The organism is Paenibacillus sp. FSL K6-1122, from assembly GCF_037977015.1.
In the GTDB taxonomy this organism is placed as follows: domain Bacteria; phylum Bacillota; class Bacilli; order Paenibacillales; family Paenibacillaceae; genus Paenibacillus; species Paenibacillus amylolyticus.
In genome coordinates, this window is the sequence record NZ_CP150272.1 from 6,747,979 (window position 1) to 6,765,075 (window position 17,097).

13 protein-coding genes are annotated in these 17,097 nt (G+C 50.0%); 4 read left to right on the forward strand and 9 right to left on the reverse strand.

What is annotated here, in order from left to right:
* Together NSQ20_RS29980 and NSQ20_RS29985 are read left to right on the forward strand one after the other, a co-directional pair.
* Entirely contained in the window at positions 1–1,542 is a 1,542-nt protein-coding gene (locus NSQ20_RS29980) for a glycosyltransferase (protein WP_340031408.1), read from the forward strand.
* The gene (locus NSQ20_RS29985; protein ID WP_340031409.1) at positions 1,539–2,210 is read left to right on the forward strand and encodes a class I SAM-dependent methyltransferase; all 672 of its coding nucleotides are present in this window, start codon (positions 1,539–1,541) and stop codon (positions 2,208–2,210) included. The genes NSQ20_RS29980 and NSQ20_RS29985 overlap by 4 nt, the downstream gene beginning before the upstream one ends.
* Positions 2,211–2,481: 271 nt before the next feature.
* On the opposite strand, the gene NSQ20_RS29990 is transcribed toward NSQ20_RS29985, so the two are convergent.
* The 5 genes from NSQ20_RS29990 to NSQ20_RS30010 form a co-directional block, all read right to left on the reverse strand.
* Positions 2,482–4,518 carry a glycosyltransferase gene (locus NSQ20_RS29990; RefSeq protein ID WP_340031410.1) on the reverse strand — a complete coding sequence of 679 codons (2,037 nt, stop codon included), beginning with the start codon at positions 4,516–4,518 and terminating at the stop codon, positions 2,482–2,484.
* Positions 4,519–4,596: 78 nt separating this feature from the next.
* Complete coding sequence (locus NSQ20_RS29995; RefSeq protein ID WP_340031411.1) at positions 4,597–6,567, reverse strand: glycosyltransferase; 1,971 nt, start codon at positions 6,565–6,567, stop codon at positions 4,597–4,599.
* Entirely contained in the window at positions 6,524–8,806 is a 2,283-nt protein-coding gene (locus tag NSQ20_RS30000) for a glycosyltransferase (RefSeq protein ID WP_340031413.1), read from the reverse strand. The genes NSQ20_RS29995 and NSQ20_RS30000 overlap by 44 nt, the downstream gene beginning before the upstream one ends.
* 78 nt (positions 8,807–8,884) lie before the next feature.
* Positions 8,885–10,330, reverse strand: a complete 1,446-nt coding sequence (locus NSQ20_RS30005) for a DUF6385 domain-containing protein (RefSeq protein WP_338707274.1) — start codon at positions 10,328–10,330, stop codon at positions 8,885–8,887.
* Positions 10,331–10,375: 45 nt separating this feature from the next.
* A complete protein-coding gene (locus tag NSQ20_RS30010) occupies positions 10,376–10,873 on the reverse strand; it encodes a DUF6385 domain-containing protein (protein ID WP_338707275.1) in 498 nt (165 codons plus the stop codon).
* Positions 10,874–11,070: 197 nt separating this feature from the next.
* On the opposite strand from NSQ20_RS30010, the gene NSQ20_RS30015 reads away from it, so the two are divergent.
* Together NSQ20_RS30015 and NSQ20_RS30020 are read left to right on the forward strand one after the other, a co-directional pair.
* On the forward strand, positions 11,071–11,604 hold the full coding sequence (locus tag NSQ20_RS30015; protein ID WP_340031415.1) for a hypothetical protein: 534 nt from the start codon (positions 11,071–11,073) through the stop codon (positions 11,602–11,604).
* A gap of 30 nt (positions 11,605–11,634) precedes the next feature.
* Positions 11,635–12,216, forward strand: coding sequence for a hypothetical protein (locus NSQ20_RS30020; RefSeq protein ID WP_036671589.1), 582 nt, complete (start codon positions 11,635–11,637; stop codon positions 12,214–12,216).
* A 427-nt stretch (positions 12,217–12,643) separates the two neighbouring features.
* Here the strand turns inward: NSQ20_RS30020 and NSQ20_RS30025 are convergent, their stop codons facing one another.
* The 4 genes from NSQ20_RS30025 to NSQ20_RS30040 all read right to left on the reverse strand — a co-directional run bounded on the left by NSQ20_RS30025 (position 12,644) and on the right by NSQ20_RS30040 (position 16,949).
* Positions 12,644–12,892, reverse strand: a complete 249-nt coding sequence (locus NSQ20_RS30025) for a hypothetical protein (RefSeq protein WP_340031416.1) — start codon at positions 12,890–12,892, stop codon at positions 12,644–12,646.
* A 34-nt stretch (positions 12,893–12,926) separates the two neighbouring features.
* Positions 12,927–13,709 carry a hypothetical protein gene (locus tag NSQ20_RS30030; RefSeq protein WP_076320090.1) on the reverse strand — a complete coding sequence of 261 codons (783 nt, stop codon included), beginning with the start codon at positions 13,707–13,709 and terminating at the stop codon, positions 12,927–12,929.
* A gap of 645 nt (positions 13,710–14,354) precedes the next feature.
* On the reverse strand, positions 14,355–15,701 hold the full coding sequence (locus NSQ20_RS30035) for an MFS transporter (RefSeq protein WP_340031417.1): 1,347 nt from the start codon (positions 15,699–15,701) through the stop codon (positions 14,355–14,357).
* A gap of 69 nt (positions 15,702–15,770) precedes the next feature.
* Positions 15,771–16,949 carry a winged helix-turn-helix domain-containing protein gene (locus NSQ20_RS30040; RefSeq protein ID WP_340031418.1) on the reverse strand — a complete coding sequence of 393 codons (1,179 nt, stop codon included), beginning with the start codon at positions 16,947–16,949 and terminating at the stop codon, positions 15,771–15,773.
* Positions 16,950–17,097: the final 148 nt, after the last annotated feature.

The following is a 17,097-nucleotide window of genomic DNA, read 5'->3' on the forward strand; positions in this document are numbered from 1 at the left end:
ATGGGCGTGGTGAGTATTCTGACGCATAGTTTCACCGACGGGTACAACCGGGAATTCGGTCGTGTATTTGGTGGTGGACTGGAACGTTACATTCTGGATCTGTGCAGTGTCATCCGGGGACTCGGGCATATTCCCGAAGTTCATCAGCTGTCCTATTTTGAAGAATTCCAGACTCGGACGGAGCAGATTGACGTATTTGGTTATTCGTACGACATGGATAATGTACCGGAAGCCTTTGACCGGATGGCAGCCGCAGCGCGCGGCCCCGTGATCTATGCCAGCTGTCTGTGGCAACCCATTACCTACAAACCTGGCAGTCTTGGCATCTGTCACGGCATTAACTGGGATCGTCCCGGACTGCCACTGGAGACCAAACAACAAGTCGCGGAACATATTCAACTGGCTCTGGATGGACTCGTGCGCATTGTATCCGTGGATTCCCATTTCCAAACCTTTTGCCGGGCTGCGTGCACCTATACCGATCCAAGGCAGGTTGTCCTGATTCCCAATGCGGTGGATACGTCTTATTTCACACCAGCCCCACCAACACGAACCTTCGAGCAGAAACAGGAAGACGAATGGCTTGTCGCATGGAAGAATGATCTGGCGAGTCATGAAGAAAATGTTGGTGCAGTTATATCAGGGGTGCAAGCTGTAAAAGGCAAGGGTGGAATGAGTCGTGATGGAGCGAACAGTGGTAAGGCTAACGGAGATGGAGGTGGGGATACAGATAGCGATCCAGAACCAGAGGGGAAAGAAACGGTAGATCTCCATTTACAGTTATCGAAACGGGAAGAAGTCGAGGCAGATGGCGAAACGTATAGGTTTGCTCATAATCACCGGAATTCAAAGGATTGGGCTACGGAAATTCTAGTAGAAGCAGATGTTGAGTATCAGATTAATGGTCCGATTCAGGGACAGGTTGAAAAGAAAACTGTGGATGCCCGTATGACCTCTCCCCGACCAATTCGCATTATCTATCCACGCCGCATCAGCATGGAGCGGGGTATTATTCCAATGATGTTGGCGGCGGATAAACTACTTGGAGCCTTTCCAGATCTGGAGGTTGAATTTGCCGGGGAACTGGTTGAAGGCAGTACAGTCGGGAGAGTCTTTCGTTACTGGCATCGTACTCATCCACATGCGGAGCGAATTAACCAGCGCACGTATGATTTCCGGGATATTCGGGAGGCCTACCATCAGGCAGATATCGCTGTGATTCCAACTGTGTTCTCGGAAGGCACCTCCTATGCCTGTCTGGAAGCGATGAGCTGTGGACTTCCGGTAATTGCCTCCAATGTTGGCGGATTGAATGATCTGATTCAGGATGGTTTTAATGGACTGCTGGTACCTCCTGGTGAGCAGGAACTAACCGCTGCACTGGTACGCCTTGTACAGGATCGGGCCGAGCGAGAACGACTGGGAATCTATGCGCGCGAGACTGCACTGTCCTATGATCTTGCCAGGTGGCGGAGCCGGTGGAGCACGGTGTTGGAATCTTTTTTGGCAGAGACAGGATTGAAGGAGGGAATTCGGGGATGATGGATACGCCCAAGGCAACGGAATTCATGGAATCAAGATACATTCGGCAAAGTGACCCTAAAACGGACACACTGGTCTTCCCGCTGCATCCGGCATGGTGGAGCCGTCCCTACGAATATGAATGGGCCCGGCGGTTTGCACGTCCAGATGATGTGGTCCTTGATGCAGCCTGCGGCATCTCCCATCCATTCAAATTCTGGCTTGCAGAACACTGCCGCGAGGTTCACGCCTGTGACTGGGATGAACGCATTTTGTCTGAAGAGGCGATAAGACTGGATATTGTTTCTGATTTTGGGGAGCAAGCCGCTCAGGATCTGCCGGAATCAACTCTCGTCCGATTGCACCGTGCACAGGCTAATCTGGCCCAGCTTCCGTACGAGTCGGGTAAGTTTGATCGGGTGTTCTGTATCTCTGTACTGGAGCATCTGGATACAGGCACGATGCTGCGAGCTTTTCGTGAATTCGCTCGGGTGCTGAAACCAAACGGACAGTTAATCGCTACCTTTGATGTGCCCGAGATGCGGCCTGATCTGCTGGAGACAATCATGGCTGTCACCGGATTAACCATTGAAGATAAGCTGAATGTGAAAGAGCCAGACGATGCCATCTGGTCTGATATGTACGGCACGCCGATCCGCTGTTTTCGAGCGGTGATATGCAAAGGTTGAGACAAATTGGGTTACTTAGAGTTAAGTGCAGAGTGGAAAATTGAGGGCTTGAGAGCTCGACCCATTAGCAACGGAACAATACACGGTTCGGGAAATGCTCCGATTACCGGTAGCTCCGTTGCTTTTGCAATTTCAATCGGATGGGCTAGTGCGGGAATATGTGGGGATGTACAGGGGTTGGAGGTTGGGGACTAGAGACTAGAAATAAGAGATTAGTGATTAGTGATTAAGGATTAAAGATTAAAGATTAAAGATTAAAGATTAAAGGAAATTATAGGTGTACCAGTAACATGTTGCACTGGTTGGTGTACTCTTTGGCATAGGCTGCGCCGGGTGCTGTCAGGCGCAACAGGTTTTGCAGGCCCGGCGGGATTGTCGTCGCCGGGCGACCTGTGGCGGCAGGTTGCCGCGCAGTGAGTTGGGCCGAATTGGCCCATTCACGCGCCAGGTTCTGCCGCCCGGCGAGCAGCGCGAGCGTGCCCGCGAGGACTGCGTGAGCGGTGCGCTCCGAGGCGGGCACTTCGTCCGCTTGGGGCTGCTGCGCGCCGTCAGGCGTGCCGCATAGCGCAAGCAGCCCTTCGCGGACGCTCGCGGGTGCGCGCAGCAACCCGCAGCGTGCCGCAGGCGGAAGCGCTGCAAGCAACGCCAGCGCACCGCGAGGCGGCAGGGCTTGCAGCAGGCGCAGCCATGCGGCCCAGGCGCCTACGCCGGCGAGCGCTTGCGCAGCCGCGAGCACGCCGCCCGGCGCAGGCGCGGTCGGGCCGCCTGGCGCTGCGCCGCGGGGCGGGCTGCACGCCAGGCCGCTGCTGCGGGCCGTGGCCCCGCGCAGCAGCAGCGCCTCGGCGGCGTGGGCCGCGGCGGGCATCGCTGCCTGCTGGCGAGCCGCCGCTCGGGCGTTGCGCCCGCCGGGCTGCTTGTGGCCCAGCGCCCACAGCGCTAGGGCCACCTCTGGCCCGTGCTGCGCATGCGCCGCCCAGGGCTGCAAAGCCGCCCGAGCCGAGGCGTCCTCGCCCAGCTGGGCCAGCGCAAGCCCGGCGGCCAGCGGCTGTGCCCGCAGCGGGCCAGCAAGCGCCGCCGCATGGCGTAGCAGCCAATCCGGCCGATGCGCGGCAAGCGCGGCCGGGATCAACGCTTGCCATGCCGCAGGCGGCAAGCTTACCCGGGCGGCTGCGCTGGCGATGGCATGCGGCCGCCCTGTGGCTGCGGCCAGCAACAACAGCCGCTGCCATGCAGCCATGCTGCCGGGTTGCATGCTCAGCGCCGCCGTGTACGCGGTTTCTACCTCTGCCCAACGGCCAGCCCGCTCATATGCCATGCCTTCCAGCGTCAGGCTACGATAGGTCCCAGCACCAGAGACTGATGTATACCTGCTGGCTGTGGAAGCAGCTGATTTAGCCTGTTTTAACCAATTCAAGGCCACGTCCTCTCTCCCTTGATCCAGTTCAAGTACAGCACCAAACTCCAACAAATCCGGAAAATCCTCATACACGGGCGCCCATGCTTCCACTACAGCAAGCGCCCGTTCCGGGCTGCCAATCTCTCGCCAGGCGTAAGCCGTTTTCAGCACCAGATCCGAGTGATATCCACACTCCGGCTTAAGCTGTGCCAATAATGGCTGTAACAAACGGAGTGCTTCATCATACTTCGCTTGCTGAAACCATTCTGCGGCCAGAGCATATAACAACTCCGGTTGATCGCCCTCCTGATTCAACGCGAAACGAATCAACTGCATATTCCGTGCACCTTTATTTTTGTCGGTAATCACCTGCTCCAGATATCCGTAATGAATGACTTCAAGTCCAGAATGAAGCACACCTTGCGGAGCCAGTGCCATGATGGAAGAAGCAATCTCTTCATGAATTCTGCCCTGAAAGGCAATTCGGGGATCATTTCGGAACAAACGACACACCGCATCCGTCACATGCTCTTCACCGGACATACCCAGCAGACTTGTGACCTGTATCCAGTATCCCCACACGTCAGCCCTACTTGCCGCTAACAACCGCATGAGTTCTGTCTTCATCTGAGGGGTCTGTGCCCATACCTCATCCGCATCAAGCACCAGAATCCACGGTTTCGTAGCAGCGGCCAGTGACAGATTACGGGCTTCACTGAAATCTCCGTTCCATTCCGTACGAATTACAACGGCACCATGGAGACGCGCAATTTCAGTTGTATCATCTATCGAACCTGTGTCCACAACGATGATCTCATCCACAACATCCTTGACTGCATTCAAGCACCGCTGGAGTGACACAGCTTCATCCTTCACGATCATACACAAGCTAATCCCTATGCCCATATTCATCACCACCCCTCACCAAAGGAGTTCAGCCGCACCAATTAGCCCGCTGAATTAAGTTGAACTCCCGCTGCCTGATCCCTCTCAGCTCTCAAACCCGTCCGCTCCCGGCAACTCCAGCCGAATATGCTGAACGACAGGCCAACAACGGTGCCGCTGTCCATCTGTATGCTGAGCGAACACCTCCAGATGATGGTCCGCAGCACTGACCAATCCTTTCACCAGCCAGCTGGTTCCCGTCAGGGTATCCGAAGCCCCAGGGAACGAATCAATGTCACTCACCTTCCCGTTTTCCTTTTTCCCTTCCATCTCTTTCTCCTTCTCTCCCACTCGAACGCTCTGTTCCACCGATAACCCTTCTCCAGCCAATTGCTGTCGACACATCTGAATCAGGCTATGCAGCTCTTGCCATCTCCCGGACTGTACACATCCTTCCATCATTAGTCCGAGGGCCTGCCAGCCATCATACTCTGCTCCTGTAACGGTTCCGTCTATGCTGGAGTCCATCTCCTTCTTCGTTGTTGCTCTCAGACCAGCAATTCGTCCTGTCTGCACAGCAGGTTCCTCATTCGTTCCTTCACCCACCTGCGAACTACGCTTCAACCACAAGGTCAATGGATCATCTCCGTTGACTTTCTTCCCCTCGATCCACTCCAAACGTTCGAGCCATCGTGCAGACGAGATCGCGAGCAGCCCTTTTTTCCGCTGCACAGGTTCCAGTTTCAGACGCGCCTTGTTCCATCTTCCCTGTTGGATTTGGAGCATCGCCTCCGCCACAGATAAACGCTCCCTCATCTCTGCGGAGGGTTGTGAGTATATACCCGATAACAATTGCAGAGCCGCATCATAACAACGAGATTGCTCCAGAATACCCAATACTTTGTGTGTAGCCTCTTCCGAACTGAGTGCAAAGCGCTCCCTCACCAGCTCTGGAATCTGATGTTCCTGCCCGGAGACTCGCACAATTCGAAATATCCGATAGAGCGGAGGTAACAGACTCGATTTGGCACGTACCGCTTCCACGTAAGCATCCACCGCACCCTCCAGATCCGCCCTTCCTTCCAGTAATCGTCCTAACGTATACCACGTCTGATAGGTGCCGATGCCTTCTTCCGTATGGTATATGGGTGGAGGTGGTCCCATACGGACAGCTTCACGCAGCGAATATTCTGCCCGATCTGCATCACCCAATGCGTCTGCACATACCCCGCGATGGTGCATCAGATCCGTGTACTCTGGAAAGAGTTCAAGCGCAGCATCAATACGATCTAATGCCTCCTGCCAGCGATTCAGATGCTGGAGACAACGAACTTCATATTTGAACAGCAAATGCGCGTAACTGGTCACCGCAGGATCAATCCCCATCCGAGCCACACCAAACGTCTCCAAGGCCCGCTCCGCTTCCCCCACACGCAGATACTCGACACCCAGATTATAGTGATGGAACGGTTGATTAGGTTCTTCCTGCACTACCTGTTGCAGCAGGCGAACATTGCGGTTCACCTTATCTTTGCGCTCCACAATCGCCGTCTGATACCCATAATGATGGATGACCATGTCCGTCACATGAAAAGCAGCCTCTGAATTCCTACGGCAAATCGCCGCCGCAATCTGCTCATGAATTCGACCTTCGAACCGATGCTCCGGGGCATTACGGAAGAGACGCAAAACCGGATTCACGGTAACCCCCTGCTGACCCGTACCTGTATAGTTATGAATGTTTAAAAACAATCCGTCACATCCGCTGACCAACGTCCAGCTCCTGATCTGCTCCCGCGCAGCCCTATCGAGCGCCTCGTCCGCATCAAGAAAGAGAATCCAATCGCTGGAAGCGCGCTCCAGGCCAGCATTCCGTGCTGCGGCAAAATCTTCGCACCACTCAAATCGCACAACCAACGCGCCATATTGCTGCGCAATCTCCGCGCTGCGATCCGATGAACCGGTGTCCACTACAATAATTTCGTCCACCGCTCCCTGGACACTGGCAAGACAATGAGGCAGTAACTCTTCCTCATCCTTCACGATCATGCATAGGGAAATTCGTTCCGCTCGCAAGCTGATTCCTCCTTTCCTTTGCATGGAAAAGCGTACGCCACGGCATACCCTCGGTCGTTCGCAGCCTTTGTTCCAGTGCATTATGTTGTGCAGCGAGTACACCTGAAGAAGGAGATCGAACCAATTCCTGCCGAATCGCCTCCATTGCCAATCGCATGTAACATACAGCTGATCCAACTCGGGCCTGCCACATATCAGGCTCCCGCTCCAGAGCCTGCTCGAACAGAGACAGCGCTTGATCGTTGTGGCCTTTTGCATACAGCGTTTCACCCAGCCAGAATAACCCTTCGGCATCCAGCTCACTCTCGGTCATGCACTGAATCAGGATGTTCGCGGCTACCATGGTATACCCGTGACGATACAGCAGACTTGCAAACTTTCGCCTTCGAGTTAAAGTCGTTCCCCAATGATCACACATCATCATGGCCCGCAACTCATGCAGTTGCTCAGCAAGTGTGAGCTGTCCTGTCTTTACGGCTTGCTGCACAACCTTCTCTGCTACCATTTCTGCCTGCGGACCCCATTGAATAAGCTTCTGTTCTTGTGACGCAGGTTCCATGCTTCGCGGCTCTTTCGATAGCTGATCCAGCAGTCGATCCATGACCTTCCAAACGTTCTTTTCTTGTGGAAGCGTAGTTGCGAGGAACGCCTCGGATAATCTTAATCCGTTGGCCCAACAAGCCAGTGCCCAATCCATTCTGTGCTCAGCCAGCAGATTGTCTTCATGCACACACCCCACGTTCCAGTGTTCTTCTGCCAGTTGCAGTGCTTCGGAAACCCTATTCGCACACAACATCCAATGTATTTGATCCGCTACATGGATACGAGCAGTACACGAATCTGCATCCAGCATTTTCAATGCCTGTTCATATGCTCCACAGCCTGTTAGAACATGAATCATTTGCACCAGATGATCCTCATTTGTCACTGCATATGAATGGGGCATTTCACCACGAATCAAATCACCGTGATCTGACTCTCCGATTCCTCTGCTTCTGGTAAGTAATGTTTCTGCTATGTTCTCATCCGTTTCACCGGATTGTTGCAGCACGTCTGCCAACCCCGCCCATGCTGGAGCATATGTGAACATGCTGTCCAGAGCCAGCCCGTACAGATGTGCAGACTCTTTATAGAATCCCCGTTTCTGTGCAAGTCTTGCCATCGCAGTATAGGCTCTGTAACTGTTAGAACCCGCTTCCGTTACATATGACGCGTCTAACGTGCTACCGCCATCACTGTGTCCAACACGGTCTATTCCCTCCCGACAGTCCGTTGCTCGAGCATACGATTGATATGCACGCTCCTCCAAACCTTGCAGCTCCAACGTCTCCCCATACAACAGGTGCAGATCAGCATAAGATGGATAACGCTGTCTTTCCACAGCCAGAATTGCATGCGCCTCGTCGTAACGTTCCGATCCCACAAGAGTCTTTGCATAATCTCTAACCAGTGTAGGTCGATATGGTGCGAGCAACTCTGTCAGGTGTAATGATTCACTGAACGCTTCAATTGCCTTTTCGACCTCACCAAGCTGGCAATACGTTACTCCCAGATTGTACAGGTGAAAAGGCTGTGCAGGCTCATCTGCGAGTTCCCGCTCAATCAGTTTCAAATTACGTCTTGGCTTATGCTCTTGCGCAATCGTTGAAGCCAGATATCCATCATGAACCAGACATAGTGGAGCAAGCGGTTCAGTTTCGATCAATTGGTTTTGTTCATCTGTATAGGTCTCGCTCTTATTCATATCAGTAGCCTGATCTAGGACAAGCTTGCTTGGGAAACAACGAACCAACTGCTCATGGACGCGTCCCACATATCGATACTCCTGATGAGCACGGAACAGCCTCACCGGCCGAGAGATAACGCTCTCTTCTACCCCTTCGCCGTATCGATTTTCTATGGTAATACGTAATCTTGAAATGCTTTTATGGACTTTAGGTAAATAATTCAGCAGTTCTTCCAATCCCTGCGTAACGTACTCGTCGGCATCCAAACACAGGACCCATTCCGTGCTCGCCAGAGGCAGGCTGATATTTCGTGCATGGGCAAAGTCATCTTCCCAACAGGCGTGCAACACCGTTGCTCCATACGTTCTGGCGATCTCGGGTGTACGGTCAGATGAGCCAGTATCGGTGATAAAACATTCCATGCTGATATGCTTCAAGCTGTCGAGACAGCGGGGCAGGTGATGTTCTTCATTTTGCACAATCATATGAATTCCAAGTAAACGGTTCTTCAAATCCAACCACCTCCAATACAAAAAAGTACATGAAGTCCACCAAAGGAACTCCATGTACCTATATGACAAATAAATGGGTTATGTGCCTTGTCCATTGAAGAACACATCAATCGTGCTTGGTGCACCGATTAGGCTGGAGCGGTAGGAAAGACGCGTGTATTTGAGAAAACGCTGCGGTACCAATACATCGACTGACCCGGACAAAATGCCCGTTACCGTCGTCACATCCGTGTACCAGTTCGTTCCATTGGCGCTGATCTCAACAAGAGCATCTACCCGGTTTACACCCGGCCCCCGGTTATATACAAAGAAAGAATACGTGCCAAATACACTGGTCGTAACCGCCGGGAGCGCTGTGAAGGTGTTGGCGGTCGGGGTGCTTATGAGTTGGGACTCCTGGAAACTCTTCTGTGAAATGGATGTCACACTGCTAAGTGTTCCCGCTGTAATTGTAGCACCCAGCACACTGGTAATCGTTCCGTTCAACAAATTTGTCAGGGTTCCTGCGGTGATCGTTGCCCCGAGTACACTCGTAATCGTACCGTTCAGCAGGTTCGTCAATGTACCAGCAGTTACGGTTGCGCCAAGTACGCTTGTAATGGTTCCGTTCAATAAGTTCGTCAGGGTTCCGGCTGTAATCGTTGCTCCCAGTACACTCGTAATCGTACCATTCAGCAAATTGGTCAACGTACCCGCTGTTACCGTTGCACCGAGTACACTGGTGATCGTACCTGCGGTAATCGTTGCTCCGAGTATACCTGTGATGGTACCCGCCGTGATGGTCGCTCCAAGCACGCTAGTGATCGTTCCAGCGGTAATCGTCGCTCCCAATACACTGGTAATCGTACCATTCAGCAAGTTCGTCAATGTTCCTGCGGTCACCGTGGCCCCGAGCACACTCGTGATCGTTCCGGCGGTAATCGTTGCTCCCAATACACTGGTGATCGTACCATTCAGCAAGTTCGTCAGTGTTCCTGCGGTCACCGTGGCTCCGAGCACACTCGTGATCGTTCCGGCGGTAATCGTCGCTCCCAATACACTGGTGATCGTACCATTCAGCAAGTTCGTCAGTGTTCCTGCGGTCACCGTGGCCCCAAGCACACTCGTGATTGTACCGTTCAACAAGTTTGTCAGCGTTCCTGCTGTTACAGTTGCCCCGAGTACACTTGTAATCGTTCCCGCCGTGATCGTTGCTCCCAATACACTTGTGATCGTACCATTTAGCAAGTTCGTTAATGTACCCGCTGTAACTGTGGCTCCAAGCACACTGTTGATCGTACCTGCCGTGATCGTCGCTCCAAGTACACTCGTGATCGTTCCGTTCAGAATGTTGGTAATGGTTCCGGCGTTAATTGTAACCGTGGTCAGACCTGAGATGTTACTGATGGTTCCGTCCAAAATAATGCCAACCACGTTCCCGCTTGTATCCGTTCTGACAGGCTGGGCTGTGCCTGTACTATCCTGGCCAAAAATCAACGTTCTCAGATTATCCGGATTCGTATTAAACGTTGTAAAGTTAGGCATGTGCCTCGTCCTCCTCCCTGGTCAAATCTGTGAGATCATACTCCCTTATGGCATACGCTGCGCCTGAAAGTAAACATCGAGCCGGGTCGGATGATCCGGTTCAACGGATCGAATTGCAAGCCGGGTATAGTGCAAAAATCGCAATGGTACCAGCGCTTTGGTCTGGCCTCCCGCGACCACCTCCTGGCTGTCCACAGCATAATCCACGGCATTGGGGCTGATCTGGATCTGTACAAGAGCCGGATGTTTTCCCCGATTCACAACGCCATAGGTATACATGCTGAGTGATGAGGTGTCTTGTGCCGGGAGTGAATCCATGCTGCTACTGGTTTCGGCTCCGACATACGTATGCTCTGTAAAACAATGAATAGCACCAGGAAGTTTCGTACGTGAGGAAGCACCCTGCTTGAACCGGGGACGAGTAATCCGGGAACAAGGGGGTTTCAGCAATTTAGCGCGGCAGGAATGACGGGAGCGGCGGCGACTGACATATTTAGTTGGTTGCTTCGTTCTCTTCTTGCTTTGCTTCGCTGTTCGACTCATCTCGATTTCCCCTTAAAAAATGTGCTTACGCATCGTATGCCCGGATTGGATATACGGGCACGGCAACCGCCGTTATTTCCAGATATACGGCTCAGTCCCCAATCCATTTTGCTTCTTTCACATACACTGCAAGTACAATGAAATACGAATCAATCGGAATGTTGCTCAAATGAACTGGTCTATGGGAGGTGGATGAGATGACCAACTATAATGTATTCAACCAATCTAATCGTCCCCTGTTTACTCAACTGACCAATACCTTCTCAGCCCCGGGCATTGAAGCGTCACCAGACAGCGGTGCAGCTGCTGCAGGCAGTTTTTTTGCCCTGACGACCAACAATACCTTAATTCCTTCCAACCAGAGTCTTCTTCTACAGATCCTGAATGCGGCCGGCAGCGGCCGAACAATACGTATATCCAGCCTCACAGGAGGCACAACAGCGGCAGCTACTCTTGTTATCTATTCAGGAGGAACCGTGACTGCTGGTAGCACACCAGTGCCTGTCAATACGTTACTTGGAAATACCAACGCCAGTGTAGTTACCACAAGACAAAATACAGGTACTCTGGGGGGAACCTTCACGAGCATCGCAAGTATTCCGCTCACCGCAGGAATGTATTCACTGGATCTGAATGGCTCCATTATTGTTCCACCGGGACAAACATTATCCATTAGCGTAGGCACGGGGAATCAGACTGCAGCCATTAATCTGTTCTGGTGGGAATTCTGAGTTTGACCCTGATAAAAGGAGGTGCACACTGTGCCGAACAATAATGTATTCAACCCGTTAAGCCAGCCCGTCTATACGTCCAACACCAACACGTATATTTCTCCCGGCATTGTTGCACCTCCGGAGAATAATGCTGGCAGTACAGGCAATCTGTACAACGCAGGTTCCACCAACTCCACAACACTGGGGTTGCTGGGAGGAACGGTGATCGCCACCGTACAATTGGCCAATCCCGCAGGGAGTGGGAAAACCCTATACGTCTCACGGCTCTCTGGTGGAATTACGGTATCACTCAATCTATTATCTTCCTTCAGTGGTTCCATGAGTCTGAGCGCTAATGGAACACTGACATCGCCCACCACACTAACATCAGTAAACAGCAATCTTTCCAGCAGCAATACCAGCGTAGCCACGGTACGGTTCTCTGCTGCTACACCTTCAGGAGCGACCCCATTGATGGCTATGCCCCTTCAAGCAGGGCCGTTTCTGTCCAATGAATTTGGCCGTTACGTGGTTCCTCCGGGTCAAGCGATTAACCTCTCTGTCAGCGGATCACTTTCAGTTGGTGGGCTGATGGCCTCCACTGCTTATTTTGCTTGGTGGGAAGTATGATTCGTTCAATATATAACATTCTAGGATAGCAAACGGCCGACAGACATTAAAAAGAACCGGCATATGCCAGTTCTCGCCATGTTTTAATCTCTTTAGTGTCTATCTTTCTTATTTCCCTAAAAGCATATGGATTTGTACTTCGAAGATCGAACCATCAAAAAAGCACTCTATCATAATCCGTTACCTCTACCGATTGTTCAGCACAGAGCATAATGAATTGCTCCCACTCCGGTTTTAATAAGTTATCTACACTTATACCTTCTAAGTAGTTACGAGAATGTAATGGCCACCTAATGTGGCGGCGACACGTAAAAATTCATGCTTGCAGTGTGTTATATTCTCACGGACATAAAATCGATTCATTTAAGATCAAAAAGAGCACCCGTATGGATGCTCTCTAAGAATGAGTAAAACGATGATTTATTATTCAATGCAATTCTTTCTTTTTGTCCATTTCAGCCCATACTAGATAAATAATTCCTAGACATAGTGCAATTATTTCTGGGACAAAAGAAAAGGATCTAGTAACTGACAAAGCGTACTCAAACATACCCTCACCTAAAACATTATCTTTGCGGCCCATAATTGCCGCAACAATAAAATGTGTACTATTTCTCGAAATAAACAATATGGCAGAGATGACAAGGAGGGTAATACCAGCTGCCCGTTTATTCATATAATCATTCCTCCTTGGTATCAATAGATTTGTTTTAATTCGGAACTGTATCAGTTTCCATTATTACATAGAGCCCATCAGGCAATCCTGCATTTCCTTTTTTCGCGATATAAACGTCTAGAAAATATGTCTCATCAGTTATTTTCACATTGGTCTTACCATCGAAGTTCCATAGTTCTTCATACATTGTACCAAAAGAATTACTCATGTTGGGAGTATATTGCATCCATGAGTATTTTTTTGGAGGTATTGGTTGAGCAATTGAATCAGTGTTAGAGTATGAGTTGCTCCACGATGCCCCTACTGATACCCCTGCAGTAAATGCTTTTTTTGTATGAGAAGCGGATAAACTAACGTTACTCGTAAAGGATTGTGAAGCCGCAAAGGAGATAGTTCTAGTGGCAGTTTGTGTCCCAGAATTATAAACCGGAACGGAAATTCTGCGAGCTAAATTTTGCCGATACACTGTAGGTACGAAGCCAGCCTGAACGTATCTACTTCGATCAATCAAAGCAAATGGTGTAATCAAATCATCATCATTAGAACGACTCTTTAAATCCCCAATATTAATTCTATTAGTCATAATACTTTTCTGTGCCTCTAAAAGTTGTTGTTTTTCCTCATTTTCCTTTATTAAAAGATCATACTGCTCAGTATTAAGCTCTTTTTTCACCCCATCTTCAACGATAAATGCTCTTGATACATTAGACTCGGCCGAGACTGTATTTTCAGTTTCAGCAAAAGCAGCTGAGCTGGTACCTCCTACCAGTGCTACTACTAAAGACAGAATTACAGGAAACTTCAACTTCAACTTCATTTTTCACTTTCCCCTCTCTTAGGTTTATTTACGTACAACCAAATACAATTAATGTATTAAATGTATCTGATTATAATAAGAACACCTTATCTCAGTGTAAAGTTATGGAATTTTATAAAAAAATAATAATTTATTATCCATATGAGAAAATAACATCCATATTTATAGGTTTCCACACCAGATCCAAGATATAATCACTAAAAAAATACCGATGAGGATCACCGTTTCTTTGAATATTCAAGCTCAATCAGAACAACACGTACTCTTCATCTAAGAATAGTTTTGGGAATTGATCTCTCACTTTTTCTTCCTTTAGAATTTACAATCATTTTATAAGAAAATAGTTGAGCGTCACTGCTCCAGGGTTTAGTAACCTATAATTCACGGATTCTTTCCTCTTATTCATGTTCAGGATAAGGAACTATATCAGGATCAAGTAATGCATCATCAATTCCTAAAATATTGAAGATACGCTTGTCGTATCTTATTTACATGTAAGTTCGCTTCTCTCGGCTTTGGTAAAACCATGATTATCTCCTCACTCTTTTATGGTAGGAACAGCTAGCTATTAAGAGAGCCCCAAGTTTTAATACGGCTAGTTGTCTGACTGTGGATACAATGATGTTAGGAATTGGGTCAAAGCTGTCAGGCCGATTCCTGCGGAATGTTCTCTTTGGCTTCCGTTATGAGAGGCTGTTTCCTCTCCCATAAGATACGTTGTAGCAGTATGCCGGCAAGACCAATTACCAGCGTAGCGAGACCGATATATTGAAAGGTGGGGCTCGGCCCCGCAACTCGAATGAGCGCTCCACCTGCAAGTGGAGCTACAACCAGTACAACACTGGATAACGAGTTTTGAATGCCAAAGACGCGCCCTACATAGGCAGGAGGGGTCTCCTTTTGCAACAAATAATTCAGTGTTACCATAAAGAGTCCATTACCCAGCCCAATGCAGAGGCCCCAGATAATGACCCAAATTTCAGGTGTTTGTGGGCCGATCCACCCCAGCGCAGCGATTCCGGCACCCACGAACAGATATCCTCCACCCAGTCCCCACCCATACCCAATTCTAGGCAAGCGATTTAACAACAAAATGATGACGACTGCCCCGGCTCCTGCCGACGACCCCAACCAGCCGAGCAGTGATTCATTACCTGGCTTGATCTCCCGAAACAGGGTCGTAAACTGATAATCAATCATGAGGATGGCCATGAGTCCAAAACAGCCGAACAGAATCGTACTCAGTACGGTGCGACTGCTCTGTATAAAACGCCAGCCTTGCTTCCACTGGGAGAACAAAGATTCCGATCCATCTTTTTCACTAGCAGCACTCCCGTCTGATTCAAGGGACTCCGATTTCTCCACCAAACGCCGCAAGGGCCATAATACCGCACCTGACAACAGGCGGGTACAGGCATTAATAACAATACAGATTTGTGGTGAGAAAAAGGCCAAAATGACTGCACCCAGAAGTGGTCCCGCCACTTTCGAACACTGGCTCACAAAACCGTTTAGGGATGATGCCTGAAACAGATGCTCCTCTGCCACCACCTGGCGGGTTAACGCCTGCTGAGCTGGAACGTGAAAAACTCCCATCGTGGCCCGCAGGGCAAGAAGTGGAAGCAACCATGCCGGGCTTGGCGCGAATAAAATAGCAATGGTTAATCCCACGGTGATCACGTCACACAAGATCATGATCTTTACTTTGTGCAGTCGATCAGCCAGAGCACCTGCAAAGGAGCCCAGCAGTATGCCTGGGACAGCCATACATACAGGAATAAGTGCAATGATCAGTGGGTCAGCACCCCAGCGGTAAGCCACCATCACCTGGATCGCAAGTGCATCGAACCAATCTCCAAACGTAGCCAGTGAGTATGCGATAAACATGCGGACAAACTGGAGGTTAGTCCATAAGCTTTTGGAAGATTCCGCAGATGAGGCGGGTGATTCGGTGGATTCATTAGATGTGGGTTCATTTGAAATGACGGTCATACATGTACTTCCTCCCTTGATTACAGCCGCTTGCGGTCTGTATGTTCCTTGGCTGTAATCATAAGGGCGTTATATCAGAGGAAGATCAGAGGATGGGGAGGTATGAGATAAAAAGTTACGTATTTCATCTACAATTTGTTGTCCATATGCGGGTACACCGTAACTTTTGCCGACCTCCGCATACACTTGACGATACTTACTGCGAATTCTACCTTCAATTCGATGATGACCCAGGAATAGGAGAATCTGATATGCAGCATTCAGATATAGCGGTGCGTTCAGCGACATTTTCAATACATCCAGACCGTCATCCATTCTTAACTCTGCCTCACGAATCCGTCCCTGCCGAAGTAACCATAATCCTTCCATCATCTGAAAACGCCCGATCTCTCGCAGATACGGGGCATCCTTCAATCCTGATTGCAGGACTGCCATCTGAGCCTCAACAGCTTCACCGCTGCCACCCCACAGTTCCACATACAACGCTGCAAGTGCTACAGGCAGTCTGAAATTCTTGAGCTCGTCAGTCTCTATTACACGATATGTTTCTTCCAGCTGCTCTTTGGCACGTTGATATTGGCCCACCTCTACATAGACTTCAACGATGTTGAGAATGCGGAGTTCGCGAAGCTGATCGGCAGACAATGCAGCTGAATTCAGCGCCTGTTCATACAACTGAATACTATCCACTGGCTCGATCAGGGGGTGCACGAAAATCAGTAGCCAATATAGTCGCTCCTCAAAGGGAATTTCTTTCGTTGTAATCAGCCATTCCAGATCTCCCTGTATAAAACGGATATACAACTGATAATAAGGGGCAATCTGAATGCCAAGTGCTTCCTGTTGTTGAACCAGGGTCTGTATGGCGTTTCCCTGCCCAAACACATGATATTTACGAAGTAATCCGTGAATGACCTCCTGCATTTCTGGGTCCTGAGCAGAGGGGCTAGCGGGTAGAGCGGACTTGTTCTCATACACAGCAAGCCGATATCCGTAGCCCCGTACTGTATCCAGACGGATCTCATCCCAGCGTTTCAATTTCTTGCGCAGGCGATAGATATGATCGTCCACAGTGCGTTCAACCGGATATTCAAGCGGCCATACCCGATCCAGCAGTTGACTGCGGGTGAAGGCTTTCTCCTTGTTTTCATACAGGAAATGCAGCAGTGCAAATTCCTTGGCGAGTAGACAAATGGATTCCGTTCGCCGTGTTACCGTATATGTCCCTTCATCCAATTGCAAAGACATGCCTGGTTCCTCCTACTATGTATAATTCGCTGATCCGAAATCGTATAGATTCATTCCATTTTTTCAACGTGTTCAACATACCATAAAAACCCTTTGCGAGAACGCAAAAGGTTTTTATCGTCTAACTTATAGATGGCTTAGATTGTGG

Bases quoted from the DNA above. Each gene is read 5' to 3' on its own strand.
- NSQ20_RS29980 (WP_340031408.1), top strand. From the start codon at position 1: ATGGGCGTGGTGAGTATTCTGACGCATAGTTTCACCGACGGGTACAAC.
- NSQ20_RS29985 (WP_340031409.1), top strand. From the start codon at position 1,539: ATGATGGATACGCCCAAGGCAACGGAATTCATGGAATCAAGATACATT.
- NSQ20_RS29990 (WP_340031410.1), bottom strand. From the start codon at position 4,518: ATGAATATGGGCATAGGGATTAGCTTGTGTATGATCGTGAAGGATGAA.
- NSQ20_RS30005 (WP_338707274.1), bottom strand. From the start codon at position 10,330: ATGCCTAACTTTACAACGTTTAATACGAATCCGGATAATCTGAGAACG.
- NSQ20_RS30010 (WP_338707275.1), bottom strand. From the start codon at position 10,873: ATGAGTCGAACAGCGAAGCAAAGCAAGAAGAGAACGAAGCAACCAACT.
- NSQ20_RS30015 (WP_340031415.1), top strand. From the start codon at position 11,071: ATGACCAACTATAATGTATTCAACCAATCTAATCGTCCCCTGTTTACT.
- NSQ20_RS30025 (WP_340031416.1), bottom strand. From the start codon at position 12,892: ATGAATAAACGGGCAGCTGGTATTACCCTCCTTGTCATCTCTGCCATA.
- NSQ20_RS30030 (WP_076320090.1), bottom strand. From the start codon at position 13,709: ATGAAGTTGAAGTTGAAGTTTCCTGTAATTCTGTCTTTAGTAGTAGCA.
- NSQ20_RS30035 (WP_340031417.1), bottom strand. From the start codon at position 15,701: ATGACCGTCATTTCAAATGAACCCACATCTAATGAATCCACCGAATCA.
- NSQ20_RS30040 (WP_340031418.1), bottom strand. From the start codon at position 16,949: ATGTCTTTGCAATTGGATGAAGGGACATATACGGTAACACGGCGAACG.